Here is a 23,633-nt window from a genome sequence, read left to right on the forward strand (position 1 = left end):
TGCCCCTTTGAGTCCCACCCCCGCACGGCGACCGCACCTCACGCCTCCCCAGCCTCGTCGATGGTCCTCCGCTTCGCTCCGGACCATCGACTCCCTCGCGCGTGCGGTTCGCGGCCTGTCGGCCGCTCACTGGCACGCGCCACCGCACCGTCTTTTACGATTTTTAAGAATCCACGGACCCCTACCGACGGCTTCTTATCGCATCGGAAAGCTACGACGCACATCGGAACCTCTGAGGGACACTCGTGACACGAACGACGGTCGACGTACGAGCGACGCTCAGCTACACCGGGACTATCGTGAAGCTCCTCTCCGCGTCGATGAGCGTCCCGCTCGTCGTGGCGCTGATCTACGGGGAGGACGCGCTCACGTTCGCGGTCTCGATGACGATCGCGGTCGCGGTCGGCGCGGGAATGGAACGGCTCGACGACGAACCGGACCTCGGCCCCAGAGACGCGCTGGCGGTCGTCTCGCTGGCGTGGCTCATGGCCGCGGTCGTCGGCGCGATCCCGTACGTCATCGCGGGCTACGGTACCCCCTCCGCGCTCGGACACCCGGTGAACGCGCTGTTCGAGTCGATGAGCGGCTTCACCACGACGGGGGCGACCGCGACCGCGGAGATCAGCTTCGAGCGGCACTCGCACGCCGTGTTGATGTGGCGGCAGCTCACCCAGTGGCTCGGCGGGATGGGGATCATCGTGCTGATGGTCGCGATCCTGCCCCAACTCGCCGTGAACGGCGCGGAACTGATGAAATCTGAGGCGCCGGGGCCGGGCCTCCAGAAGCTCACGCCGCGGATCGCGGAGACGGCGCGGGCGCTCTGGCTAATCTACGCGGGGTTCACGGCCGCGCTGATCGCGATCCTGTTCGGCCTCGGCCTCACGCCGCTCGCGCCGAACATGGACCTGTACAACGCGATCGCCCACGGCTTCTCGACGCTGCCGACGGGAGGATTCTCCCCGCAGGCGGAGAGCATCGCGGCGTTCTCGCCCGTCGTCCAGTGGGTGTTCGTCCCGTTCATGGTGATCGCCGGGGTGAACTTCGCGCTGTTCTGGTACGTGCTGCGCGACGACCCGCGAGAGATGTTCGGAAACACCGAGTTCCGCATGTACCTCGGGCTGGTGACCGGGTTCGCCGCGGTGCTCGCGGTCGGGCTGTTCTACGGCGGCGCGCCCGAGACGGGTATCGGCGGGGTTACGGAGGGCGTGACCGAGAGCGCGCTCAGACACGGTGCCTTCCAGATCGCGTCGCTTTTGAACTCGACTGGGTTCGCGACCGCGAACTTCGCGGAGTGGGACACCCAGACCAAGTTCTTCCTGCTGTTCGTGATGTTCGTCGGCGGCTCCGCGGGCTCGACCGGGGGCGGGATCAAGGTCATCCGGTGGCTCATCCTGTTGAAGGTGCTGTACCGCGAGCTGTACACCACGGCGAACCCCGACGTCGTCCGGCCGGTGCGGCTCGGCGGCGAGGTCGTCGACGAGGACGTGATCCGCGGCATCCTCGTGTTCACGCTGCTGTACTTCCTCGTGTTCGCGCTCTCCGCGGTGTTCATCGAACTCGACACGACGCGGGTCGGGGAGGGCCTCACCGGGACGCAGGCGTTCGCGGCGTCGCTCGCGACCATCGGGAACATCGGGCCGGGGCTCGGGCCGCTCGGGCCCTTCGGGAGCTACGAGTTCCTGCCGAACGCGACGAAGCTGCTGATGATCGGGCTGATGTGGATCGGGCGGCTGGAGATCGTCCCCGTGCTCGCGCTGTTCGTCGCCGGCGTCGACGAGCGGTGAGCGGGCGCCCGTGTTACGGACCCGGTCGCGGGAGGCACCTTCTTAAACGGCGGCGGGCGTAGTACCTCGTATGAACGGAACCGACGAGACAGACGACACCGGCGGTCGGGACCTGCTCGCTCACGTGCTCCTCCCGGTCGCGAACGAGGAGGACGCGCTGGCGACGGCGCGGGCGCTCGAACCGTACGAGACCGGGCGCGTGACCGCGCTCCACGTCGTCGAGAAGGGCGAGGGCGTCCCGGACAAGACCCCGGTCGAGCAGTCGGAGGAGCTCGCGGCCGAGTCGTACGCGGCGGTCCGGACGGTGTTCCCGGACGCGGGCGAACACACCGCGTACGCACGCGACGTGGCCGAGGCGATCTTCGACGCCGCGGCGGAGGAGGACGCGAGCGCGATCGCCTACCGGCCGCGCGGCGGGAACCGGCTCGTCCAACTGCTCTCGGGCGACCTGTCGACCGAGCTCGCGACCGACGCGCCGGTGCCGGTCGTCGCGCTCCCCCGCGCGGATTCGGACGAATGAGCCGTCGCCGCCCTCGTGGGGCCGGCTCCGCCGGGCGCTGATCTGTACCCCAACCGATGCCACGCGCCGACGACCGACCGACGCCGGGCAGCGGGGGACGACCGACGGTCATGGTCGCGCTCTCGAACCCGCGGACCGAGGCGGCGCTCGTCGCGCTCGCCGGCGCCTTGGCCGAGCATAGGGGGGGCCGCCTCCTCGCGGTCCACGTCGTCACCGTCCCCGACCAGACGTCGTTAGAGAAGGCCGCGGAGAACAGGGCGAAGCTCGACGAGTCCTCCGCGGAGCTGCTCTCGGCCGCCGTCGATGACGCAGAGGGATTCGACGCGCCGGTCGCGACGAAGACGGTCCTCTCGCACCGCGGGATCGAGGAGGTGTTCGACGCCGCGCGGCGGAACGACGCCGACGCCGTCGTGATGGGCTACGGCGGGGCGCGGTTCGCCGGCGGGCGCGTCGAGGGCTCGCTCGACGAGCTCGCCCGCGACCTCCCCTGCGACTTCCTCGTGTTCGACGGCGACCGGCTCGACGTCGGCGAGGTGCTCGTCCCGACCGCCGGCGGGCCCTCCTCCGACCTCTCCGCCGAGGTCGCGCTCGCGCTCCGAGAGGGCGTCGGGGCGAACGTCTCGCTGCTCCACGTCGTCGACGAGGGCGGCGAGGCGTCGGGCCGCGAGTTCCTCGCCGGGTGGGCCGAGGGGCACGGCCTCGGGGACGCCGATCTGCGGATCGAGACCGGCGACGTCGGGCCGGCGATCGAGCGCGTCGGCGAGGGGTACGACCTCGTGATCGTCGGCGCGACGGAGCGCGGCCTCCTCGCGCGGATCGTCCGCGGGTCGCTCGCGCTCGAGGCCGTCGAGCGGCTCGACACCCCTGTGTTGCTCGCGGAACGCCCCTCCGCGCGGTCGCTCCGCGAGCGGCTGTTCGGCGGGCGCTGAGGCGAGCGGACGCTGCGACTGTCACCCGCCCCTTTCAGAATATAATGAATATTTATACGCGACCGGCGGGTAACGGGCGGTATGTACGACGACGAGGAGCTCTCCGAGATCCGCGAGGCGAAGGCGTCGTGGGAGGCGGAGACGCTCGACCCCACCCTCGACCGCCACGGCGAGCGGAACGAGCGGTTCGCGACGGTGTCGAACCGGGAGGTCGACCGGATCTACACGCCCGAGGACGTCGCCGACCTCGACTACGACGAGGACCTCGGGTTCCCGGGCGAGGCGCCCTACACCCGCGGCGTCTACCCGACGATGTACCGCGGCCGGACGTGGACGATGCGCCAGTTCGCGGGGTTCGGTACCGCCGAGGAGACCAACGAGCGGTTCCGCTACCTCATCGACGAGGGCCAGACCGGGCTCTCGACGGCGTTCGACATGCCCTCGCTGATGGGGATCGACTCGGACGACAAGATGTCGCTCGGCGAGGTTGGCAAGGAGGGCGTCGCGGTCGACACCCTCCGCGACATGGAGGTGCTGTTTGACGGCATCGACCTCGCCGAGGTGTCGACCTCGTTCACTATCAACCCGAGCGCGCCGGTGATCTACGCGATGTACGTCGCGCTCGCGGACCGGCGCGGGATTCCGCGCGAGGAGCTGCGCGGGACCCTGCAAAACGACATGCTCAAGGAGTTCATCGCGCAGAAGGAGTGGGTGGTTCCGCCGGAGCCCTCACTCGAGTTAGTGACCGACACGATCGAGTTCGCGGTCGACGAAACGCCGAAGTTCAAGCCCATCTCGGTGTCGGGCTACCACATCCGCGAGGCGGGGTCGACCGCGGTCCAGGAGCTGGCCTTCACGCTCGCCGACGGCTTCGCCTACGTCGAGGCGTGCCTCGACCGCGGGCTCGACGTCGACGCGTTCGCCCCGCAGCTCTCCTTCTTCTTCAACTCGCACAACTCGCTGTTCGAGGAGGTCGCGAAGTTCCGCGCCGCGCGCCGCGTCTACGCGAACGTCATGGAAGACTGGTACGACGCGGAGGCCGAGGCGTCGAAGCGGCTGAAATTCCACACCCAGACCGCCGGGCAGTCGCTGACGGCCCAGCAGCCGCTGAACAACGTCGCGCGCGTCACGGTTCAGGCGTTAGCGGGCGTGCTGGGCGGCACCCAGAGCCTCCACACCAACTCCTTCGACGAGGCGCTCGCGCTCCCCTCCGAGCAGGCGGTGCGCGTCGCGCTCCGGACCCAGCAGATCATCGCCGAGGAGTCGGGCGCGGCCGACATCGTCGACCCGCTCGGCGGCTCCTTCGCGGTCGAGAGCCTCACCGACGAGACGGAGGAAGAGGCGATGGAATACATCGAGGAGATCAGAGAGATGGGCGACGGCTCCGTGCGCGACGGCGTCCTCCGCGGCATCGAGCAGGGGTACTTCCACCGGGAGATCCAGGAGTCCGCCTACGAGTACCAGGAGCGCGTCGACGAGGGCGAGGAGACGGTCGTCGGCGTCAACGCCTACGAGATCGACGAGGACACCCGGCCGGACCTGCTGAAGATCGACGAGACGACCCGCGAGCGACAGCTCGACCGGTTAGAGTCGGTGAAGGCCGAGCGCGACGACGAGGCGGTCGACGCCGCGCTCGGCGACCTCCGCGACGCCGTCGAGGCCGGAGAGAACGCCATGCCGGAGATCGTCGCGGCCGTGAAGGCGTACGCGACGATGGGCGAGATCATGGACGTGTTCGAGGCGGAACACGGGAGCTACCGCGAGCGGATCGGCGTCGCCTGACGGGCGGGAGAACGGAGAAACGGGCGGACCGACGGCGGTTCAGCGGGGGAACGTGAGCGGCGCCGCGCCGGCCGCGGCGACGCCGGGCCGGTCGAGGCGACGCCGCCTACGCCGTCTCGACCGACCGCGCGGACTCCGCGCACCACGCGTTGCCCCGGCGGCCCGCGCGCCGGAGGTCGAGCTCGACGACCGAGCCGACGTCGAGGGCCGACAGCTCGGCCTCCACGTCGGGGTCGTCGTACTCGACGACGTACAGCGTCCCGTTTCGCGGGTATTCGCGGAGCGTGATCGCCCCGTGGTCGTTGCACGCGTCGACGACCGTGTACTTGCCTGTGCGGTCCATCCCGTGTTGCGCTACACAGTGATCCTTGTTAACAGTTATCCGGGTGGGTGGCGCGGCCGCACGCACCCGTCACCCGGCCGCGAACGGTCCATTTTAATCGGGGCGCCGCCTCGCTCGGGTATGACGGAGACGGAGATCCCCGAGGACCACCCGCGGTACGCGTCGCTCGTGACGCGCCACCGGATCGAGGCGGGCGTCGAGAAGGGGATCACCTCGAAGCAGGGACTGATCGCGCAGGGGCGCGGCGAGGCGTTCGACTACCTCCTCGGCGAGCGCACGCTCCCGAGCGCCGACGACGCCGCGCGCGCCGCGGCCGCGACGCTCCTAGTCGCCGAGCGCCCCGTGATCTCGGTCAACGGCAACGTCGCGGCGCTCGCGCCGGCGGAGACGGTCGAGCTGGCCGAGGCGGTCGGCGCCGACCTCGAGGTGAACCTGTTCAACCACACCGACGAGCGCGTCCGGCGGATCGCCGACCACCTCCGCGAGCACGGCGCCGACGAGGTGAAGGGGCTCGCCGGCGACGGCGAGATCCCCGGCCTCGACCACGCGCGCGGCGTCGTCGACGCCGACGGGATCGAGGCGGCCGACGTCGTCGTGGTCCCGTTAGAGGACGGCGACCGCGCCGCCGCGCTCGACGCGATGGGGAAGACGGAGATCGTCGTCGACCTCAACCCGGGAAGCCGCTCGCCGCGGACGGCGGACGTGCCGATCATCGACAACCTCCTGCGCGCGGTGCCGAACGTGACGGCGCACGCGGAGGACCTCGCGGACGCGACGCCGGCGGAATTAGAGCGAATCGTCGACGAGTTCGACGCCGACGCCGCGCTCGACGCGGCCGAGGCGGCGATCCGCGAGGGGTCGTTCGCGGACGGGGAGGGAGAGTAGCCCTCACGCTTCCCCGCCGGAAGGCAAAAGCGTACGCCGCCCCTACACGGAACCATGGAACTCGACGAGACGGACCGGGCGATCCTGCGGATCCTCCAGGAGGACGCGCGGACCCCGTTCTCGGAGGTCGCGCGCCGGATCGACATGTCCAGCGCGACCGTCCACGACCGAGTCAGCCGCCTCGAGGAGGCGGGCGTCATCCGCGGGTACCACGCGGACATCGACCCGAAGGCGGTCGGGTACGGCGTCGGCGCGTTCGTCGGCCTGCGCGTCGAGCAGGGCCGCGAGGAGGACGCGCTCGAACGCCTCCGCGGCATCGACGGCGTCCGCGAGATCCACCTCACCACCGGCGAGTGGGACGTCATCCTCCGCGTCGTCGCGGCCGACACGGACCGCCTCCGGGAGCTGATGTTCGAGCGGATCGCGGAGACCGAGGGGTTCTCGCGCTCGCAGACGATGGTCATCCTCGGCACCGACTACGAGCAGCCCGGGCCGCCGCTGTAGGCGGACGCGCGGCGGGGCCGGCGGGACCGCTCGCAGTCTGGCGGCGCCGCCCACGCTACCGGACCGGAACGCTCAACTCGGGACCTCCCCGAACGGTGACCATGAGCACAGGAGTGGCCGACGGGTTCGACCCGTCGCCGGAGCGCGCGTGGGCGGCGGTCGTCGGCGGCGTCACGGCGCTTTTGGCGATCGGATCGGTCGTCTTCCCGCGCGTCGTCTACGACCGCTTCCTCTGGCGCTACTTCTGGGGCCCGGTCGTCGCCGACGGCGAGGGCGCGCAGTGCGCGGTCCGCGAGCCCGGCGGCACCACGGAGCTGCTCGGCAGCAGCGGGGCGTGTCAGGCGGCGCGGAGCGCCGGCGAGGTCGTGGCGGCCCCGGGCTACACCACCGTCTCGACGGTGAGCTACGTGGTGATCCTCCTGGCGATGCTGATCGGCGTCGTCTTCCTCCTCCGTCGGCTCGACATCGCGACGGAGCTCCGCTTCTTCTTCGCGCTGTTCCCGTTCATGCTGTTCGGCGGGGCGATGCGGACGGTCGAGGACGCGGGCGTCGCCGCGACCGACGCCGGTGTCGAGCCCCTAATCGCCTTCCCGGCGAGCGCGGTGCTGATCAGCCCGTTCATCTACTTCACGGTGTTCCTGTTCACGCTCGCGTGCGTTCTCGCGGCGTACGGCCTCGAACGCCGCGGCGTCGTCGACGACTACGCCCGCCCGCTGTTCGCGTCGGGCGCCGCGGGGCTCGCGCTCGCGGTCGGGTACCTCTCGTATCTCGCGGCCACGACCGGCTACGTCACCTTCTACCCGCAGGTACTCGTCCCCACGCTCGTCATCGCGACGGCCGCGACCGCGGTCACGTGGGCGATCGCGACCAGGCAGATCTCGACGATCCGGCAGGGCACCGGCGCGGCGGGGATCGTGATCATCTGGGGGCACGCGATCGACGGCGTCGCGAACGTGATCGGGCTCAACTGGATGCCCGCGCTGACCGGCACCCCGAACCTCGTGCCGAAACACGTCGTCAACGCGCTGATCGTCGACTGGACCGGGCGGCTGCTGCCGGAGTCGATCGTCTCCGTCACCGGCGACGCGTGGCCGTTCCTCCTCGTGAAGCTCGCGGCCGCGACGTTCGTCGTCTGGGTGTTCAACGGCGAGATGTACGAGGAGTCGCCGCGGTACACGCTGCTGCTGTTGATCACCGTGCTGGCCGTCGGGCTCGGGCCGGGCACGCGGGACATGCTTCGCGCGACGTTCGGGGTTTAAGTAGTCGATTCGGCTTCAGTTTGTTATTTATAAGCGATTCTCGTGGGTGGCGTCGTGAACACGTCCGAAGCCGCAGTCGCTCGCTTATAAACACCTGTTCGCAGATCGGTGGCAAACACCGCTAAATCCCCAGCCACCCGTTTATAAATAACCGTCCACAGATCGACTGCGAACACCTCCAAAGCCCCAGCAGTGAGGGCGTCGTACGCTCGCTGCGGTCCTCGGTCGCTCGCTCCGCTCGCTCTCTGCGGTCCTTGCGTCGCCTACGACGCCCTCACTGCTGCCCCTTTGAGTCCCGCCCCGCACAGCGCCTCACGCCTCCCCAGCCTCGTCAGTCGGCCTCCGCGATGCTCCGGCCGACTGACTCCCTCGCGCGTGCGGTTCGCGCCGCGCTGCGGCGCTCACCGGCACGCGCCACCGCCGACCATTTATAAGCAGTTTTCAGGAGAACACGCTGGGGTTAGTCATTTGACGCCGTTCCACAACGGCATCTTATAAGCCGTCGCGGGCGGAACGGACTCGGTAATGCTGGACGGGGTCAACGTCGCGCTCGGCGTCTCAGGGAGCATCGCGGCGGTGAAGGTCGTCGAACTCGCGCACGAGCTGCGCCGCCACGGCGCGAGCGTCCGCGCGGTCATGTCCCCGGCGGCGACGAACATCGTCCACCCGTGGGCGGTCGACTTCGCCACCGACGAGCCGGTCGTCACCGAGATCACCGGGAGCGTGGAACACGTCGAGCTCTGCGGCCGGGAGGGGTGGGCCGACGTGCTCCTGCTCGCGCCCGCGACCGCGAACACCGCCGGGAAGGTCGCGGCCGCGGTCGACGACACGCCCGTGACGACGTGCGCGACGACGGCCCTAGGCGCGGACGTGCCCGTCGTGATGGCGCCCGCGATGCACGAGCCGATGTACGACCACCCGGGCGTTTTGGACGCCTTGGACCGCTTGGAGTCGTGGGGGGTCCGCTTCGCCGACCCGCGGATCGAGGAGGGGAAGGCGAAGATCGCGGCCGAGGAAGACATCGTGACCGAGGTCGCCCGCGCGACGACGCCCCAGACGCTCTCCGGGGCGCACGTCGTCGTCACCGCGGGGGCGACGAAAGAGCGGATCGATCCGATCCGAATCCTAACGAACCGCGCGTCGGGGAAGACCGGCCGGGCGGTCGCGCGGGCGCTGTACGTCCGCGGCGCCCGGGTGACGCTCGTTCAGGACGGGCCGGAGGTCCCCTACGCCGACGTCGTCGCGGTCGAGACCGCAGACGAGATGATGGACGCCTGTCGGCGGACCGCGGCGACCGCGGACGCGCTGATCTCCGCGGCCGCCATCTCCGATTTCACCGCCGACGCGGTCGACGAGAAGATCCGGTCCGGGTCGCCGCTGTCGGTCGAGCTGGAGCCGACGCCGAAGCTCATCGACTCGGTGCGCGAGGCGTACCCCGACCTCCCGATCGTCGGGTTCAAGGCCGAGACGTCGGGCGACGACGCGGCGATGGTCGCGGAAGCCGAGCGCATCCGCGATCGGGTCGGGCTGGCGTTCGTCGTCGCCAACGACGCGAGCGTGATGGGCGGCGACGAGACGCGCGTCCTGCTGGTCGGCGAGGACGGGACCGACCCGGAGGAGGCCGCCGGCTCGAAGGACGCGGTCGCCGGCCGCATCGCCGACCGCCTCGCGGCGACGCTCGACGCGTCGACGTGAGCGCCGGCTGACGCCCCCCGACGCGCCTCCCGCGGCCCCTGTCACGCCCGCGAACCGCGACGGACGGTATCGCCCGCCTCCGGCAGGGTCTCCGCGGATACAAACTGTTTTGAGGCGGTAGGGTAACCACATGGATAGAGAAACTCATGTGTAACGAGACGGTCACGCACGGCTCCGTGGGAGGTGTGGTGGGTGGCTGACGCCGGCCCGCGGTCCGGCGACGACGACCCCGACGCGGACGGGTCACCCGACGCCGACGCGGCGTCGGACGCGGACGCCGCAACCGAATCGGCGTCGGCCGGCGCGGTCATCGTTCCGGTCGAGCCGAGTTCCACGCTCCGCTCGACGATCGCTCACATCGCGGAGGCTGCCGCCGCCGACGGCGTATCCGCGATCCACCTCGTCGAGATCGCCTCGTGGCGGAACGGGGACCCGGAGAGCGACGAGCGGGCCGCCGCCGCCGAGCGCGTGCTCGAACGCGCCGCGGCGTGGACGAGAGCGGACCTCGAGGACTCCGAGGCGCCCGGCGCCCCGGACGTCGAGGTCGTCACGGCGGTGCTCGGGGCCGACGGCTACCTGTTCGGCGCCGACGACTACGTCCGCGTCCTCGCGGAGTATGCCGAGGCGAACGACGCCGACCGCGTCGTCTTGGACCCCGAGTACACCCCGGTGGGGAACACGACGCTGCTCCAGCCGCTGGAGTTCGGGCTCTCGAACACGTCGCTGTCGGTCGAGACTGCGCCGGTCGACCGGCCGACGCGCCGCGAGCGGTTCCGCACCGAGGCGACCACCGGCCGGTTCGTGGCGCTGTTCGGACTGTCGCTCGCGTTCTATCTCCTGTTGGGCGACCCGACCTACTGGTTCGACGCCGTGACCGGCGTCGCGACCGCCGCGGTCGTCTCGATCACCCTCTCGCGGGTGAGCCTCGACTCGAACCCCGCGTTCCCGCGGACCCCGATGCGGATCGTCCGGGGGCTGATATACGTCCCCGTGCTACTCTACGAGATCCTGAAGGCGAACCTCGTCGTCGCCCGGGTCATCCTCGACCCCCGGCTCCCGATCGATCCGACGCTGAACCGGATGCGGGTGATCGTCGGGAGCGGGCTCCCGCTGATGACGCTCGCGAACTCGATCACGCTGACGCCCGGGACGCTCACCGTCCGCGCCCGCGACAGCAACCTCTACGTCCACTCGCTCGTCCCGTGGGCCCGCGAGGGGCTGTTCGACGGCCCGCTCGAGCGGTGGACGCGCTTCGTCTACTACGGCCGCCGGGCGGCGCGACTCCCGTCCCCCCGCGAGCGAGACGACGTCGCGATCCTCCAAGGCCCCGACGCCACCGAGGAGCTGCCCATCGCCGCCGCGGACGGCGGTGAGGTCGACGGCGCCGACGAGGAAGCGGTCGACGGCGCCGACGAGGAAGCGGTCGACGGCGCCGACGAGGAAGCGGTCGACGGCGCCGACGAGGTGACCGACCGATGAGCCTCGTGGACGCCTCGCTCGCGGCCGGCTACACCCTCGGCGACTTCCTGCTCCTCGCGGCCGCCGGCTTCGCCGTCCTCGCGGTCGGCATGCTGTACCGCGCGGTCGTCGGGCCGACGATGCAAGACCGGGTGCTGGCGGTGAACGTCCTCGGGACGAACACCGTCGTCATCCTCGCCATCCTCGGCGCAGCGCTCGGCGAGCCGACGTTCCTCGATATCGCCTTGGTGTACGCGCTGCTCAACTTCCTGATGGCCATCGCCATCTCGAAGTTCACCGTCGAGCGGGGTGGCGTGCTGTGACCGCCGCGACGCTGGAGACGGCCCGCGTGTGGCTGATAGTTGCGCTCACGCTGCTCGGGCTGTTCTTCTCGTTCGTCTCGATGGTGGGCGTGCTCCGGCTGCCGGACGTCTACTCGCGGGCGCACACCGCCTCGCAGGCCGACACGCTCGGTGCGGGGTTCGGCCTCGCGGCCGTCGCGCTCACCGTCGGGTTAGCGGGGGCCGGCTTCAAGTCGGTCCTCCTGCTGTTCTTCATCTTCGTGACGAACCCGACCGCGGCCCACGCGATCGCCCGGGCCGCGTTCGAGGAGGGAATCGTGCCGTGGATCGAGGGGGACGACCGCCGATGACCGGCGCGCTCGCGTCCGTCGGTCCCCTCGGCGCGCCGGTGGTCGCACAGGTCACCGCGATCGAGGCGAGCCTGTTCGCCTTCGTCGTGTTGACCGCGCTGTTCACGGCGCTGGCGCGCGACGTGCTCGCCGCGGTGATCATCTTCGGCGCGTACAGCCTCGGGATGGCCGCGCTGTACACGTTCTACCGCGCGCCCGACGTGGCGATGACGGAGGCCGCCATCTCCGCCGGCGTGACGACCGTGCTGCTGCTGCTCACGCTCGCGAAGACGACGCGGCTCGACCACGAGGCCGCCTTCGAGTCGGTGAACCTGCCCGCGGCGGGCGCGGCCGGCCTGCTGTTCGCCGGGCTGATGCTCACGATGGGCGACATCCCGGCGGTGGGTTCAGAGGACGCGCCGATCTGGTCGAACCCGGACGTGAGCCAGTGGTACATCGCGGAGACGTACGCGGAGACGGGCGTCGAGAACACGGTGATGGCCGTGCTGGCGGCGTTCCGCGGGTTCGACACCTTCGGCGAGGCGGTCGTCGTGTTCGCGGCCGGGATCGCCGCCCTCATCGTCCTCCACAGGGAGGTGTTCGCATGAGCGGCACAGACTCCGGCGGCGACGACGCGCCCCCCGAAACCGACGGCGACGGAGCCGGCGACACCGCCGGTTCCGAGTTCGTGTCCGGCGGCGGGTTCGGTCGCGACCGGCCGCCGCGCAGCGACGGCCGCCTCGACTCGGAGCGCCGACAGGGAAGCCCGTACACGGAGAGTCAGGTGATCATGCCGACGGTGAAGATCGTCGCGCCGTTCGCGTTCACCTACGGCCTGTTCGTCACCTTCCACGGCGCCGGCTCGCCCGGCGGCGGGTTCCAGGGCGGGGCCATCGTGGCCGCGGTCGTGTTCATGATCGCGTTCGCGTTCGGGATCGAGGCGACCCGGCAGTGGCTCGCGAACACCGTCGTCGTGGCGCTCGCGGTCGGCGGCGCGCTCGTGTTCGCCGGCATCGGGTTGGTTCCAGTCGCGCTCGGCGGCGCGTTCCTCCAGTACGAGCTGCTCCCGATCCCCGACCCCGTCAAGTACGGGATGGAGGGCGTCGAGATCCTCGGGATCGGCACCATCGTCGCCGGCGTCCTCATCGGGCTGTTCCTCGTCCTCGCGAAGGGGTTCAGCGACGCGGGCGGGTTCGCCGACGCGGACGCCTTCGACGACGAGGTCGGCGAGGGCCCAGAAGCCGGGGACGGCGACGAGTCGAGCGGTGAGGACGGCCCCGCCGATTCGATCGACGACGGTGAACCGGACCCGGGAGCGCCCGGTCCGGCCGCGACCGACGGGGGTGAGCGGTAGTGTCCGCGCTCGTCGACGCAGCCGACTTCGCCCGAACCGCCGCCTCGGTGCCCGCATCGACCGCCGGCGCCGTCGAAATCCTCGCGACGAGACACGCGTACGTCGCGTTCGCGCTGCTGCTGTGTATCGGCCTCTACATGATGATCGCGAACAAGAACCTCGTGAAGAAGATCATCGGTCTCAACCTGTTCCAGACGGCGATATTCCTGCTGTTCATCGCCTCGGCGTACGTCGAGGGCGGATCGATTCCGATCGTGCCGACCGGCGGTCCTGAGGGGGGGCTCTACGTGAGCCCGCTGCCGCACGTGCTCGTGCTCACCGCCATCGTCGTCGGCGTGAGCCTCACCGCGGTCGCGCTCGCGCTGTGCATCCGGATCTACGACGAGTACGGCACGCTGCGGACGGACACGCTCCGCGAACTGCTCCGCGACGAGGGGTCGATCCCGTCGCGGCGGTCGGCGGACGCGTCGGGCACCGACGGGGCGTCGGGGACGCCGGACGCCGAGCGGGCGACGGCCGCGCCCGACGCAGGGGGTGAGGCGGATGACTGACGTCCTCCTGCCGCTCGCGGTCGTCGTCCCAATCGTGGCGGCGACGCTGCCGCTGGCGCTCGGGTTGCGGTACGACCGCATCGGCTGGCCGATCGCCGCGGTCGGTACGACCGCCGTGGCCGGGATCGCGGCCGCGATCGCCGCGGAGGTGGTCGTCAACGGCCCGTTCGACCACGCGCTCGGCGGCTTCCTTCCGCCGGTGGGGATCGAGCTCGTCGCCGACCGGCTGTCGGTGGCGGTGCTGCTGCTCGTGGCCGCGGTGTCGGTCGCGACGCTCGCGTTCGCGCGCGTCGCCGGCCCGCGGGGGAACCCGTTCTACAGCGCCTACCTCCTGCTGGTCGGCGGCCTCGTGGGGATGGTGCTCACCGGCGACCTGTTCAACCTGTTCGTCTTCCTCGAGATCACCGGGCTGACGACGTACGCGCTCATCGCCTCGGACCGGTCGGGCGCGAGCGCGTACGCCTCGCTGAAGTACCTCGTCGTCGGCACCGTCGGCGCCTCGCTGTACCTGCTCGGCGTCGGCTACGTCTTCCTCGCGACGGGGACGCTGAACATGCTCGACGTCCAGGCGCAGATCGTCGCACAGGCCGGCTACGGCGACCCGCTGGTCCGCGCGAGCTACGCGTTCATCGTGACCGGGCTGGCGCTGAAGATCGCTATCTTCCCGGTCCACTCCTGGCAGCCGGACGCCTACCAGCGGGCGCCGGACTCGGTCACGACGATCGTCGCGGCGCTGGTCTCGACGACGAGCGCCTACGCGCTGATCCGCGTGACCTACACCGTGTTCACGGTCGACTTCCTCGCGGCGAACGAGTCGATTGCGACCGCGCTGCTCGTCGTCTCGACCGTCTCGATCGTCGCGGGCTCCGCGCTCGCCGCGATGCAGTCCAACCTCAAGCGGATGTTCGCATACTCCTCGGTCGCGCAGTTCGGGATGATCGGCGCGGCCGTCGCCCTCGCGAACGAGACGGCCCTGCTCGGCGGGATCGTCCACCTGATCGGCCACGGGATCATGAAGTTCGGCCTGTTCCTCGGGATCGGCCTGCTCGCGCTCGGCTACGGGACGCGGGAGTTCGCCGACCTCGCGAGCGCCGCGCGGGCGGCGCCGTACACCTCGGGCGCGATCGCGGTGCTCGGCCTCGCGCTCGTCGGGATTCCGCCCTCGATCGGGTTCCTCGGGAAGTGGTACATCGGGGTGGGTGCGGTCGACGCCGGCCTCGCCGGCGGCGGCGCGGTCGGGATCGCGGTCGCGGCTGCGATATTCGTCAGCACCCTGTTCACGCTGTCGTACGTCGCGCGGCTGTTGGAGCGGTTCTACTTCGCCGGCGCCGGGCTCCCGGGTGACCACGGCGAGGTGCCCGGAGACGGCGGTGACGGCGCGGGCGACGCGGCGGCGACCGACGGTGGGCGCGGAGATAACCACGCGGCCACCGACGGTGGCAGCGCAAATGACCACGCGGCGACCGACGGCGACGCCGCCGCGGCCGATGGCGGGGACAAGTCCCCCGCGAAGACCGCAGACGGCCTTCCCGCGCCCGTTGAGGGCGCCCCGCGGTCGTCGCTCGTCCCTGACCGGGTTCCGACCGCGCCGCTGCTCGCGCTCGGACTGGCTGTGCTGGCGACGGTCGCGCTCGGCTTCGGCGGCTTCGCGCTCGCTGAGTGGTTCGGTCCGTTCCTCACGGAGGCCTTCGCATGATAGAAGCTACACCCGACATACGTCCTCTGCTGGCGGTCCTCGTCTCGTTCGTCGCGGCGTTCCTCATCGTCGCGTCGTACCGCTCCCCGAACGTCCGCGAGGGGTGGACGCTCGTCGCGTCGCTCGCGAAGTTCGGCATCGTCGCGTCGATGCTGCCGGCGGTCCTCGACGGCGCGGTGTTCGAGTGGTCGGCCGGGGCGTTCCTCCCCGGGATCGGCGCGCCGATCGAGTTCGCGCTCCGCGCGGACGCGCTCGGGATGCTGTTCGCGTTCCTCGCGAGCGGGCTGTGGATCATCACCTCCTTCTACAGCATCGGCTACATGCGCGGGCTCGACGAGCCCAACCAGACCCGGTACTTCGCGGCGTTCGCGGTGTCGCTGGCCGCGACGATGGGGATCGCGTTCGCGGGCAACCTCGTGACGATCTTCGTCTTCTACGAGATCCTCTCGATCGCGACGTACCCGCTCGTCGCGCACGACGAGACGGCGGAGGCGCGCTCGGCCGGCCGCAAGTATCTCGCGTACACGATGTTCGGCGGCGGCGTGCTCGTGCTCGCCGGCACCGCGCTCGTCTACCTGCTCGCCGGCAACGTCAACTTCACCGCGGGCGGCATCGCGGAGCTCGCAAACGCTGACCCCGGGCTGGCGATGCTCGCCTTCTTCCTGCTCGCGATCGGGTTCGGCGTGAAGGCCGGGATCATGCCGCTCCACCAGTGGCTCCCCGAGGCGATGGTGGCGCCGACGCCGGTCTCCGGGCTGCTCCACGCGGTCGCGGTCGTCAAGTCCGGCGCGTTCGGCGTCTCGCGCGTCGTCCTCGACGTGTTCGGCCCGGAGCTCGTCTACAATCTCTCGCTCCCGTTCGGCTTCACGGCGGGGCTCGTCCTCTCGACGATCGGCGCGATCACGCTCACCGCGGCCTCGCTCATCGCCCTGCGGAAGGACCACCTGAAGCGCCGGCTCGCCTACTCGACGATCAGCCAGCTGAGCTACATCATCCTCGGGCTCGGGCTGTTCGGCTGGTACGGGCTCGTGGGCGCGCTGTTGCACATCCCGGCGCACGCGTTCATGAAGCTCACCCTGTTCTTCTGTGCGGGCAACATCCACGTGTCGACCCACACGGACTACATCTCCCAGATGGCGGGGATCGGTAAGCGGATGCCGCTGACGATGGGCGCGTTCACGATAGCCTCGCTGGGGATGGCGGGGATCCCGCTGCTCGCCGGCTTCGTCAGCAAGTACTACATGCTGATCGGCGGGGTGCGGATGGGGATGAACTTCACCCCGGTCGCGTACTACCTCGTCGGCGCGCTGCTGTTGTCGGGCGTGCTCAACATCGCCTACTTCTGGCCGGTGATCTACACCGCGTTCTTCGAGGCGGAGGACGCCCACGACGCGAAGCCGCTCGTCGACTTCCCGCTCGGCGGCGAGTCGCGGTCGATCGTGGCGGCGACGGACGGGGGCCGCGGAGACGACCACGCGGCGACGGACGGGGGACACAAAGACGACGAAAGCGAGAGCGACGATGACGAGGAGTCGGCCGACGACGTCGACGACATCGTCGCGGACGCGGGCGACGCTGACGACTCGCCGTCCGACGCCGAGGGCGTCGACGAGTCGGACATCCCCGACGCCGACCTCGACGACCTCCCGACCGACGAGGAGGGCGTCGTCCGGCCGGACTTCGCGGCGAGCGAGCGCGACTTCTCGGAGCCGGCCGAGCGCGTCGACACCGGCGACTACGCGGTCGACCAGCGCCCCTCCGACGCCGACGTGCCGTTTGGTCCCGGGCGCGGCGGCGAGCGCGGCGAGACCGCGGACGCCGACGAGGCCGACCGCGCAGTCGACGACGCTCGGGCCTCCGATGCCCCGCAGAGGGACGCTGAGGACGACGCGCACGACGCGGACACGCACGGTGACGACCATCACCACGGCGGGCCGCCGGCGGGCGGGTGGGAACACATCGCCGGGCTCGACGCGCTCCGCGGGCGCGAGTCGACGTGGTTCACGCTCGGGCCGATCCTCGCCTCGATGACGCTTGCGGTGCTGCTCGGCGTAATCCCCTACGAGATGGGCTTCCTGGAGCTGATCGAGCTCATCGTCGACACGCGGCTCCCCGAGGGGGTGGTGCGCCCGTGACGGTGCCCACGAGCCTCCTCACGGCGGTTCCGCCGTACGTCCTGCTCGCGTTCGCGGCGCTGGCGGTGCTGGCGCTGCCGCGGCGGGCGGGCCACGCGGTCGCCGCGCTGGCAACGGCGCTCACGTTCGCGCAGGCGGTGCTGCTCGGCGACGGCGGGACGGGGGCACACCTCGCGACGACGTTCCTCGGCTTCGACGTGGTGTTCTTCAACGTCGACCAGTTCTCGCTTCTGATGGGGGTCGTCGTCGGCTTCCTCGCGACGGCCGCGGTGCTGTACGCCTACGGTAGCGAGGCGCCGACGTGGGTGACGGCGTTCGCGCTGACCTACGTCGCCACGACCTTCGGAACGATCTACGCCGGCGACTGGCTCACGCTGGTCTTCTTCTGGGAGCTGACGGCGGTCACCTCGACGCTGCTCGTCTGGCAGCACGGCGGGGAAGCGGTGCGGGCCGGCTACCGCTACGCGCTGTTCCACGGCACCGGCGGGACCCTCCTGCTCGCCGCGGTCGTCGTCCACTTCGTCAACGCCGGGACGTTCCTGTTCTCGGAGACGGCCGGGATCCACCCGGCGGCGACGGTCCTCGCGGCGGTCGGCATCGGCATCAACTGCGGGTTCATCTTCCTGCACAGCTGGCTCCCCGACACCTACCCGCGCCCGCACGTCGCGGCGTCGGTGTTCCTCTCGGTGTTCACCACGAAAACCGCGGCGTACGTGATGTACCGCGCGTTCCCCGAGGGTGGCATGTGGCTCGCGTACCTCGGCGGATTCATGGCCGTCTACGGGGCCTTCTTCGCGCTGCTCCAGTACGACCCGCGGCGGCTGTTATCGTACCACATTCAGGCTCAGCTCGGCTACATGCTCGCCGGGTTCGGCCTCGCCACCGTGGTCGGCGAGTTCGCCGTCGTCGGCGGCTTCGCGCACCTGTTCAACAACGTCCTCTACAAGAGCCTGCTGTTCATGGCGGTCGGCGTCGTCGTGTACCGCACCGGCGTCGAGGACATCCGCGAGATGGGCGGGCTCTGGCGGGTGATGCCGGTCACCTTCCTCGTCTACGTCGTCGGGGCCGCCTCGATTACGGCGGTGCCGGGGTTCAACGGGTTCATCTCGAAGGGGATGGTGATCGACTCCGCCCACGAGGTCCACAACTACGTCCTCCTCTTAGACAGGGGGCTGCTCTGGTGGCTGCTGATCCTCGGCGGCGTGGGGACGTTCATGTCGTTCATCAAGCTCGGCTACTACGTGTTCTTCCACGGCTCGGCGACGCTGTCGCCGGACGACGCCACGCCGTTCCAGACCGCCGGGATGCTGCTGGCCGCCGGGGCGTGCGTCTTCTTCGGCACGCCGCTGACGTACGGGTTCCTCGTCGATCTCATGCCGTTCACCGCCGAGGTCGCGCCCGAGCTCCACCCGTACAGCACGAGCCACCTGACGGAGAGCGCGGCGCTGCTGGTCTCCGGCTTCGTCGGGTTCTTCGCGCTGAAGCGCCCGCTCGGCTGGCTCGCCCATCACATGCGCGACGTCGACGCCGTCCTCTTCCCGGCCGCGTTCTACCTCGGGCGCGGCTCGGTGTGGGGCGTCACGGAGCTGTGGGCCGCGGTCGACCGCGCGACGATGGCGCTGGCGGGCGCAGCGATGCGGACCGCGAGCCACCCGCGCGAGGCGCTCTCGCGGGCCGGAGTCGACGTGGAGATCCGCGCCGGCATCGGTCGGAGCGTGCTGTTCCTGACGCTCGCGGCCGGAGTCGCGCTGTTCGCCTTCCTGCTAGTCTGACCCCGCGGCGCGGTTGTCCCGGGCCCGAGCGCCCGCGCCACTCGCTCTGTCCGGCGTCACCCCGTCTCGTCGCCGAGTCGTCGGGCCTGCTCGCTGAGCGTGAGGAAGGCGACCGCGCCGAAGAACGCGACCACGAACGCGAAGACCGCGGCGTCTCCGCCGGCGTAGTGGCCGAACAGAAGCGGCGTGACGCTCAGACCGAAGAGGCCCAGTCCGTACCCGATCCGGTCGGTCCGGTCCTCGAACCGTGGAGCTTCCGCGAGCAGGGACACGTCGAACGCGAGGTGGAAGTAGGCGGCTCCGGCGTACACGGCCGCCGTGCCGACGGCGGTCGGGAGGTACGGGACGAGCTGGTAGACGCCCAGCGCGGCGAGCAGGCCGACGCCGGCCGCGAGCGGGAGGGCTCGGTTCACGGGCGTCCGATGCGCGAGAAGACTGATAAAAGCCGCGAGCGGTCGCCGCTCAGTACTCCTCGTAGGCGAGATTCATCATCCACTGCGAGAAGGCGTCGGCCTGCGCGTCGACCTCCTCCTCCCCGATGAACGGCGAGAGCATGTCGTCGGCCATTAAAAGAGAGAAGTCGAGGTCGCGCGGTGCGGGCTCTAAGTAGTAGGTGTTGTGGCCGTCGTAGACGGTGTCTTCCCGCTGGATGACCCCGGCCTCCTCCAGCGACTCGGCGATACGGCTCCCCTTCCGCGAGGAGACGTCGAGTTCCTTCCAGAAGTCGCTCTGGTGGATGCCGCCGGTCTCGCGGATGAGTTCGAGACCGGCGCGCTCGTCCGCCGACAGGTCGGACTCGATTTCGGACGCGCTCATAGTTTCACACGCCTCCCGAATCGCTTAAAACTGGCTTTCCGGTCGCACGCTTCGCGGCCGCACGGGGCGAACCTCATCTGCCGTCGAGCGCGAACTCCTCGGGGAGCCGAACCGCCTCCGTCGGCGTCTCGCAGGGCGGCCCGTCGGCGTACGCCATCTCGGGCGCGTCGCCGGTCCGGATCCGGGTGAACGACCGGGTGCCGAACTCGTCGCCGTGGAGGCAGGCACCGTAGTCGTGGTCGGCGAGGACGCCGCTCGCGCGGTCGAGCCACGACGCGCCCGTCTCGCCCGGCTCCGGGACGAGCGCGGCCGCGATCCGCCTCGCGCTGTCCGCGCGCTCCTCGCCGAACTCGCGTCGCCGCTCGGGGATCGCGAACCGCTCCGCGCCGTTGACCACGCCGCCGACGTTGCCGACGACGTGGACGCCCGGGTCGAGTCGGGTCACGGCGAGGCCGCCGTCGTACGTCAGGAGGAACGCCGCCCGCTCGTCGGCCAGCACGAGGTTGAAGCCGTCGTACGCGCGCTCGTCGAGCTCGCGCTCGACCGCTCGCACCGCGTCCTCGGCGGAGGCGGCCGTCAGGCAGTCGCGGACGAGCAGCCCGCGCGAGCGGTCGCCCTCGCGGTCGGCGTCGAGCCAGAGATTCGTGACCGCGACGACGAGGCCGCCCTCGGAGACGCCGATCCACGTCCCGCCGGCCTCGGCGTCGCGCGGGGCGACGTACCGGACTTCGTCGCCGTCGTCCGTTCGGAGCGCCGGCGGTTCGCTCGGGCGGTCGAGCGCCTCGTCGCGGGTGGCCGCGAGCGCGACGGGGGCGTCGCCGAACGCCCGCCACGCGAGGGTCAGGGTACACACGCCCGTCGGTACGCCGGACCGAGTGAAAACTCCACGGTGAGATCCGCAGCACGTGTTTACTCACAACAAAAGAAATCTTTTGGTGGCTGACCCCCTCGGTCGAGACATGAACGCGATTGCCGTGTACGAGGGCGCCGACGAACCGGTCGTGACAGCGAAGCCGCGACCGGAGCCCGCGCCCGGCGAGGCGCTGGTTCGGACCCTGCGGGTCGGCGTGGACGGGACCGACCACGAGGTCATCGCCGGGGGGCACGGCGGGGCGCCCGCGGGCGAGGACCACCTCGTCCTCGGCCACGAGGCCGTCGGCGTGATCGAGGACCCGAACGACACGCCGTTCGAGGTCGGCGACGTCGTCGTCCCGACGGTGCGTCGCCCGCCCAACGGCGCCAACGAGTACTTCGCCCGCGGCGAGCCCGACATGGCGCCCGAGGGGGAGTATCACGAGCGCGGCATCGTCGGCGCGCACGGGTTTATGGCCGAGTACTTCACCAGCCCGGCGGAGTTCTTGGTCGAGATCCCGTCGGAACTCGCCGAGTGGGGGTTCCTCGTCGAGCCGATCTCGATCGCGGAGAAGGCGATCGACCACGCGTACGCCAGCCGGTCGGCGTTCCACTGGGAGCCCGAGTCGGCGCTCGTGCTGGGCAACGGCTCGCTCGGCCTCCTGACGGTCGCGACCCTCGACGAGGAGTTCGACCGGATCTACTGTCTCGGGCGCCGCGAGCGCCCCGACCCGACGATCGATATCATCGAGTCGCTGGGGGCGACGTACGTGAACTCGAACGAGACGGCGGTCCCCGAGGTCCCCGAGGCGTACGAGCCGATGGACTTCGTCTTCGAGGCGACCGGCTACGCGCCCCACGCCTTCGAGACGATCGAGGCGCTCGCGCCCAACGGCGTCGGTGCGCTCCTCGGCGTCCCGGGCGACTGGGAGTTCGAGATCGACGGCGGCCGGCTCCACCGCGAGTTCGTCCTCCACAACAAGGCGCTCGTCGGCAGCGTCAACTCCGGGTACGGCCACTTCGAGTCCGCCGTCGAGTCGCTCGCGGGGCTCTCGGAGTCGTTCCTCGGCGATCTCGTGACGGGCGTCCACGGGCTCGACGAGTTCGAGGCCGCGTTCGCGGATGACGACACGACTATTAAAACGGCGGTCGAATTCGGCGCATATGAAGAACGTTGACGACCTCATCGACAGCGCGGCCGAGCTCGCGGAGCGGGGGCTCTCGAAGGGCGAAATCGCGGACGAGCTGAACGTCTCCCGCGAGACGGCGAGCTGGCTGGTCGAGCGCGGCGGCGGGGCGGAGAGCCCGGAGGCCGCGGACGCGACCGCCTCCGCCGACATCCACGTCGACTGGTCGGCGCTCGGGCGCGACTCGACTCGCCTCGGCTACGCGGCCAGCGCGATGGCGGACCTGCTCGCCAAGCAGGGCGAGGAGGTCGACCTGACGGTCGGCATCGAGAAGGCCGGCGCGCCGCTCGCGACCGCGGTCGCGGACCGGCTTGACACCGACCTCGGCACCTACGCGCCCGCGAAACACCAGTGGGAGGAGGGGGACATCGACGAGCACGGCGGCGGCTTCTCGCGGAACTTCGCCGCGATCCGGAACCGCGACTGCTACGTCGTCGACGACATCATCACCTCGGGGACGACGATGCGGGAGTCGATCGACGCGATCCGCGAGGAGGGCGGCGAGCCCGTCGCGTGCGTCGTCCTCGTCGACAAGATGGGGTACGACGACATCGACGGCGTCCCCGTCTACTCGCTCGTCGACGTTGTCCGCGTCGACCGCGACGAGTAGGGTCGCGGGCGCGCTCGCCGATGTTTATAAATGCGGATCGTCCGAGAGACACGCAGCGTCGGCGTGCGCCGGTGAGCGGCCCGCAGGGCCGCGAACCGACCGCGCGAGGGAGTCAGTCGCCGGAGCGAAGCGGAGGCGACTGACGAGGCTGGGGAGGCGTGAGGCGCGGTTGCTGTGCGGGCGGGACTCAAAGGGGCAGTCGCGAGGACGAAGACGCGCGACGCAAGCACTGGAGGGAGCGAGCGTAGCGAGCGACCGAAGCGCGCAGCGAGCGCATCGAGTCCTCGCGACTGGGGCTTTGGAGGTGCTCGCCGTCGATCTACTGTCAGTCCGCTATAACCGACCATGCGCTCGAATCCCCCACGATCACCGATCGTCTCGTGCGGAACCCATTTGCCTCGCCGACGCGTACCCGGTCGCATGACGTTCAGCCCCGAAACGGACGCCGACCCCGAGGAGATCACCGAGCGCGTCGAGAACACGATCGCCGACAACGACGTGGTGCTGTTCATGAAGGGGAACCGCCTGATGCCGCAGTGCGGCTACTCGAAGCGCGCCGTCGAGCTCATCTCGCAGCACGTCGAGGAGTTCGAGACGGTCGACGTGCTGCCCGCGCTCCCGCAGTACCGCGAGGCGCTCGAGTCGCACAGCGACTGGGAGACGATCCCGCAGACGTTCGTCGACGGGGAGTTCGTCGGCGGCAGCGACGTGCTCGCCGAACTCGACGAGCGCGGCGAACTCGCCGCCGAGCTGGGCGCGGAGTGAGGCCCGGCTCCGGTGCCGGATCCCCGCCTCGAAGCGTGAGACGCCGGGCGAGCGCGTCGCGCCGATCTTCACATCTCGAAGGGCAGTCCATATAAACCTACGGTG

24 protein-coding genes are annotated in these 23,633 nt (G+C 70.5%); 20 read left to right on the plus strand and 4 right to left on the minus strand.

What is annotated here, in order from left to right; all coding sequences use genetic code 11:
* Window positions 1–245: 245 nt before the first annotated feature.
* The 4 genes from B378_RS0105475 (at window position 246) to B378_RS0105490 (ending at window position 5,015) form a co-directional block, all read left to right on the plus strand.
* Window positions 246–1,784: a TrkH family potassium uptake protein gene (locus B378_RS0105475; RefSeq protein ID WP_004598233.1), complete on the plus strand. Its 1,539-nt coding sequence runs from the start codon at window positions 246–248 to the stop codon at window positions 1,782–1,784.
* A gap of 70 nt (window positions 1,785–1,854) precedes the next feature.
* Window positions 1,855–2,304, plus strand: a complete 450-nt coding sequence (locus tag B378_RS0105480; protein WP_004598232.1) for a universal stress protein — start codon at window positions 1,855–1,857, stop codon at window positions 2,302–2,304.
* Window positions 2,305–2,414: 110 nt separating this feature from the next.
* The gene (locus B378_RS0105485) at window positions 2,415–3,233 is read left to right on the plus strand and encodes a universal stress protein (protein ID WP_017342812.1); all 819 of its coding nucleotides are present in this window, start codon (window positions 2,415–2,417) and stop codon (window positions 3,231–3,233) included.
* Window positions 3,234–3,314: 81 nt separating this feature from the next.
* On the plus strand, window positions 3,315–5,015 hold the full coding sequence (locus tag B378_RS0105490) for a methylmalonyl-CoA mutase (protein ID WP_017342813.1): 1,701 nt from the start codon (window positions 3,315–3,317) through the stop codon (window positions 5,013–5,015).
* Window positions 5,016–5,121: 106 nt separating this feature from the next.
* On the opposite strand, the gene B378_RS0105495 is transcribed toward B378_RS0105490, so the two are convergent.
* Window positions 5,122–5,358, minus strand: a complete 237-nt coding sequence (locus B378_RS0105495) for a hypothetical protein (RefSeq protein ID WP_017342814.1) — start codon at window positions 5,356–5,358, stop codon at window positions 5,122–5,124.
* Between the two features lie 120 nt (window positions 5,359–5,478).
* On the opposite strand from B378_RS0105495, the gene B378_RS0105500 reads away from it, so the two are divergent.
* The 13 genes from B378_RS0105500 to B378_RS0105560 all read left to right on the plus strand — a co-directional run bounded on the left by B378_RS0105500 (window position 5,479) and on the right by B378_RS0105560 (window position 19,298).
* Window positions 5,479–6,243, plus strand: a complete 765-nt coding sequence (locus B378_RS0105500; RefSeq protein WP_017342815.1) for a 4-phosphopantoate--beta-alanine ligase — start codon at window positions 5,479–5,481, stop codon at window positions 6,241–6,243.
* Between the two features lie 54 nt (window positions 6,244–6,297).
* Window positions 6,298–6,747, plus strand: coding sequence for an Lrp/AsnC family transcriptional regulator (locus tag B378_RS0105505; protein ID WP_004598227.1), 450 nt, complete (start codon window positions 6,298–6,300; stop codon window positions 6,745–6,747).
* A 101-nt stretch (window positions 6,748–6,848) separates the two neighbouring features.
* On the plus strand, window positions 6,849–8,006 hold the full coding sequence (locus B378_RS0105510; RefSeq protein WP_044965494.1) for a DUF63 family protein: 1,158 nt from the start codon (window positions 6,849–6,851) through the stop codon (window positions 8,004–8,006).
* Between the two features lie 525 nt (window positions 8,007–8,531).
* Window positions 8,532–9,701 (plus strand): bifunctional phosphopantothenoylcysteine decarboxylase/phosphopantothenate--cysteine ligase CoaBC, encoded by a 1,170-nt coding sequence (gene coaBC / locus B378_RS0105515; protein ID WP_017342817.1) that lies wholly within the window; start codon window positions 8,532–8,534, stop codon window positions 9,699–9,701.
* Between the two features lie 192 nt (window positions 9,702–9,893).
* Window positions 9,894–11,180 (plus strand): monovalent cation/H+ antiporter subunit E, encoded by a 1,287-nt coding sequence (locus B378_RS0105520; protein ID WP_017342818.1) that lies wholly within the window; start codon window positions 9,894–9,896, stop codon window positions 11,178–11,180.
* Window positions 11,177–11,482 (plus strand): cation:proton antiporter, encoded by a 306-nt coding sequence (locus B378_RS0105525; protein ID WP_017342819.1) that lies wholly within the window; start codon window positions 11,177–11,179, stop codon window positions 11,480–11,482. The genes B378_RS0105520 and B378_RS0105525 overlap by 4 nt, the downstream gene beginning before the upstream one ends.
* The gene (gene mnhG, locus B378_RS0105530; protein WP_017342820.1) at window positions 11,479–11,811 is read left to right on the plus strand and encodes a monovalent cation/H(+) antiporter subunit G; all 333 of its coding nucleotides are present in this window, start codon (window positions 11,479–11,481) and stop codon (window positions 11,809–11,811) included. The genes B378_RS0105525 and mnhG overlap by 4 nt, the downstream gene beginning before the upstream one ends.
* Window positions 11,808–12,398, plus strand: a complete 591-nt coding sequence (locus B378_RS0105535) for a DUF4040 domain-containing protein (RefSeq protein WP_017342821.1) — start codon at window positions 11,808–11,810, stop codon at window positions 12,396–12,398. The genes mnhG and B378_RS0105535 overlap by 4 nt, the downstream gene beginning before the upstream one ends.
* Window positions 12,395–13,144, plus strand: coding sequence for an MnhB domain-containing protein (locus B378_RS0105540; protein WP_017342822.1), 750 nt, complete (start codon window positions 12,395–12,397; stop codon window positions 13,142–13,144). Before B378_RS0105535 ends, B378_RS0105540 begins: the two co-directional genes overlap by 4 nt.
* Window positions 13,144–13,695: a cation:proton antiporter subunit C gene (locus tag B378_RS0105545; protein WP_017342823.1), complete on the plus strand. Its 552-nt coding sequence runs from the start codon at window positions 13,144–13,146 to the stop codon at window positions 13,693–13,695. Before B378_RS0105540 ends, B378_RS0105545 begins: the two co-directional genes overlap by 1 nt.
* Window positions 13,688–15,391, plus strand: coding sequence for a proton-conducting transporter membrane subunit (locus B378_RS0105550; protein WP_017342824.1), 1,704 nt, complete (start codon window positions 13,688–13,690; stop codon window positions 15,389–15,391). Before B378_RS0105545 ends, B378_RS0105550 begins: the two co-directional genes overlap by 8 nt.
* Window positions 15,388–17,526, plus strand: coding sequence for a cation:proton antiporter (locus B378_RS0105555; protein ID WP_017342825.1), 2,139 nt, complete (start codon window positions 15,388–15,390; stop codon window positions 17,524–17,526). Before B378_RS0105550 ends, B378_RS0105555 begins: the two co-directional genes overlap by 4 nt.
* Entirely contained in the window at window positions 17,523–19,298 is a 1,776-nt protein-coding gene (locus B378_RS0105560; protein WP_017342826.1) for a Na(+)/H(+) antiporter subunit D, read from the plus strand. Before B378_RS0105555 ends, B378_RS0105560 begins: the two co-directional genes overlap by 4 nt.
* A gap of 56 nt (window positions 19,299–19,354) precedes the next feature.
* Here the strand turns inward: B378_RS0105560 and B378_RS0105565 are convergent, their stop codons facing one another.
* The 3 genes from B378_RS0105565 to B378_RS0105575 all read right to left on the minus strand — a co-directional run bounded on the left by B378_RS0105565 (window position 19,355) and on the right by B378_RS0105575 (window position 20,967).
* Window positions 19,355–19,711, minus strand: coding sequence for a hypothetical protein (locus tag B378_RS0105565; protein ID WP_017342827.1), 357 nt, complete (start codon window positions 19,709–19,711; stop codon window positions 19,355–19,357).
* A 49-nt stretch (window positions 19,712–19,760) separates the two neighbouring features.
* Window positions 19,761–20,114, minus strand: a complete 354-nt coding sequence (locus B378_RS0105570) for a hypothetical protein (RefSeq protein WP_004598213.1) — start codon at window positions 20,112–20,114, stop codon at window positions 19,761–19,763.
* A 73-nt stretch (window positions 20,115–20,187) separates the two neighbouring features.
* On the minus strand, window positions 20,188–20,967 hold the full coding sequence (locus tag B378_RS0105575) for an NRDE family protein (RefSeq protein WP_017342828.1): 780 nt from the start codon (window positions 20,965–20,967) through the stop codon (window positions 20,188–20,190).
* A gap of 106 nt (window positions 20,968–21,073) precedes the next feature.
* On the opposite strand from B378_RS0105575, the gene B378_RS0105580 reads away from it, so the two are divergent.
* The 3 genes from B378_RS0105580 to B378_RS0105590 all read left to right on the plus strand — a co-directional run bounded on the left by B378_RS0105580 (window position 21,074) and on the right by B378_RS0105590 (window position 23,528).
* Window positions 21,074–22,144 carry a glucose 1-dehydrogenase gene (locus B378_RS0105580; RefSeq protein ID WP_017342829.1) on the plus strand — a complete coding sequence of 357 codons (1,071 nt, stop codon included), beginning with the start codon at window positions 21,074–21,076 and terminating at the stop codon, window positions 22,142–22,144.
* Complete coding sequence (gfcR, locus tag B378_RS0105585; protein WP_017342830.1) at window positions 22,131–22,763, plus strand: transcriptional regulator GfcR; 633 nt, start codon at window positions 22,131–22,133, stop codon at window positions 22,761–22,763. The genes B378_RS0105580 and gfcR overlap by 14 nt, the downstream gene beginning before the upstream one ends.
* 420 nt (window positions 22,764–23,183) lie before the next feature.
* Window positions 23,184–23,528, plus strand: a complete 345-nt coding sequence (locus B378_RS0105590; protein ID WP_017342831.1) for a glutaredoxin — start codon at window positions 23,184–23,186, stop codon at window positions 23,526–23,528.
* The last annotated feature ends 105 nt before the right edge of the window (window positions 23,529–23,633 follow it).

It is taken from the genome of Halorubrum sp. T3, assembly GCF_000296615.1.
GTDB classification, from domain to species: Archaea; Halobacteriota; Halobacteria; order Halobacteriales; family Haloferacaceae; genus Halorubrum; species Halorubrum ruber.

What these genes read in the sequence shown, in the direction of transcription:
- B378_RS0105480 (WP_004598232.1), top strand. Translation starts at nt 1,855, where the DNA reads ATGAACGGAACCGACGAGACAGACGACACCGGCGGTCGGGACCTGCTC.
- B378_RS0105485 (WP_017342812.1), top strand. Translation starts at nt 2,415, where the DNA reads ATGGTCGCGCTCTCGAACCCGCGGACCGAGGCGGCGCTCGTCGCGCTC.
- B378_RS0105490 (WP_017342813.1), top strand. Translation starts at nt 3,315, where the DNA reads ATGTACGACGACGAGGAGCTCTCCGAGATCCGCGAGGCGAAGGCGTCG.
- B378_RS0105495 (WP_017342814.1), bottom strand. Translation starts at nt 5,358, where the DNA reads ATGGACCGCACAGGCAAGTACACGGTCGTCGACGCGTGCAACGACCAC.
- B378_RS0105500 (WP_017342815.1), top strand. Translation starts at nt 5,479, where the DNA reads ATGACGGAGACGGAGATCCCCGAGGACCACCCGCGGTACGCGTCGCTC.
- B378_RS0105505 (WP_004598227.1), top strand. Translation starts at nt 6,298, where the DNA reads ATGGAACTCGACGAGACGGACCGGGCGATCCTGCGGATCCTCCAGGAG.
- B378_RS0105510 (WP_044965494.1), top strand. Translation starts at nt 6,849, where the DNA reads ATGAGCACAGGAGTGGCCGACGGGTTCGACCCGTCGCCGGAGCGCGCG.
- coaBC (WP_017342817.1), top strand. Translation starts at nt 8,532, where the DNA reads ATGCTGGACGGGGTCAACGTCGCGCTCGGCGTCTCAGGGAGCATCGCG.
- B378_RS0105525 (WP_017342819.1), top strand. Translation starts at nt 11,177, where the DNA reads ATGAGCCTCGTGGACGCCTCGCTCGCGGCCGGCTACACCCTCGGCGAC.
- B378_RS0105535 (WP_017342821.1), top strand. Translation starts at nt 11,808, where the DNA reads ATGACCGGCGCGCTCGCGTCCGTCGGTCCCCTCGGCGCGCCGGTGGTC.
- B378_RS0105540 (WP_017342822.1), top strand. Translation starts at nt 12,395, where the DNA reads ATGAGCGGCACAGACTCCGGCGGCGACGACGCGCCCCCCGAAACCGAC.
- B378_RS0105550 (WP_017342824.1), top strand. Translation starts at nt 13,688, where the DNA reads ATGACTGACGTCCTCCTGCCGCTCGCGGTCGTCGTCCCAATCGTGGCG.
- B378_RS0105555 (WP_017342825.1), top strand. Translation starts at nt 15,388, where the DNA reads ATGATAGAAGCTACACCCGACATACGTCCTCTGCTGGCGGTCCTCGTC.
- B378_RS0105570 (WP_004598213.1), bottom strand. Translation starts at nt 20,114, where the DNA reads ATGAGCGCGTCCGAAATCGAGTCCGACCTGTCGGCGGACGAGCGCGCC.
- B378_RS0105580 (WP_017342829.1), top strand. Translation starts at nt 21,074, where the DNA reads ATGAACGCGATTGCCGTGTACGAGGGCGCCGACGAACCGGTCGTGACA.
- gfcR (WP_017342830.1), top strand. Translation starts at nt 22,131, where the DNA reads ATGAAGAACGTTGACGACCTCATCGACAGCGCGGCCGAGCTCGCGGAG.
- B378_RS0105590 (WP_017342831.1), top strand. Translation starts at nt 23,184, where the DNA reads ATGACGTTCAGCCCCGAAACGGACGCCGACCCCGAGGAGATCACCGAG.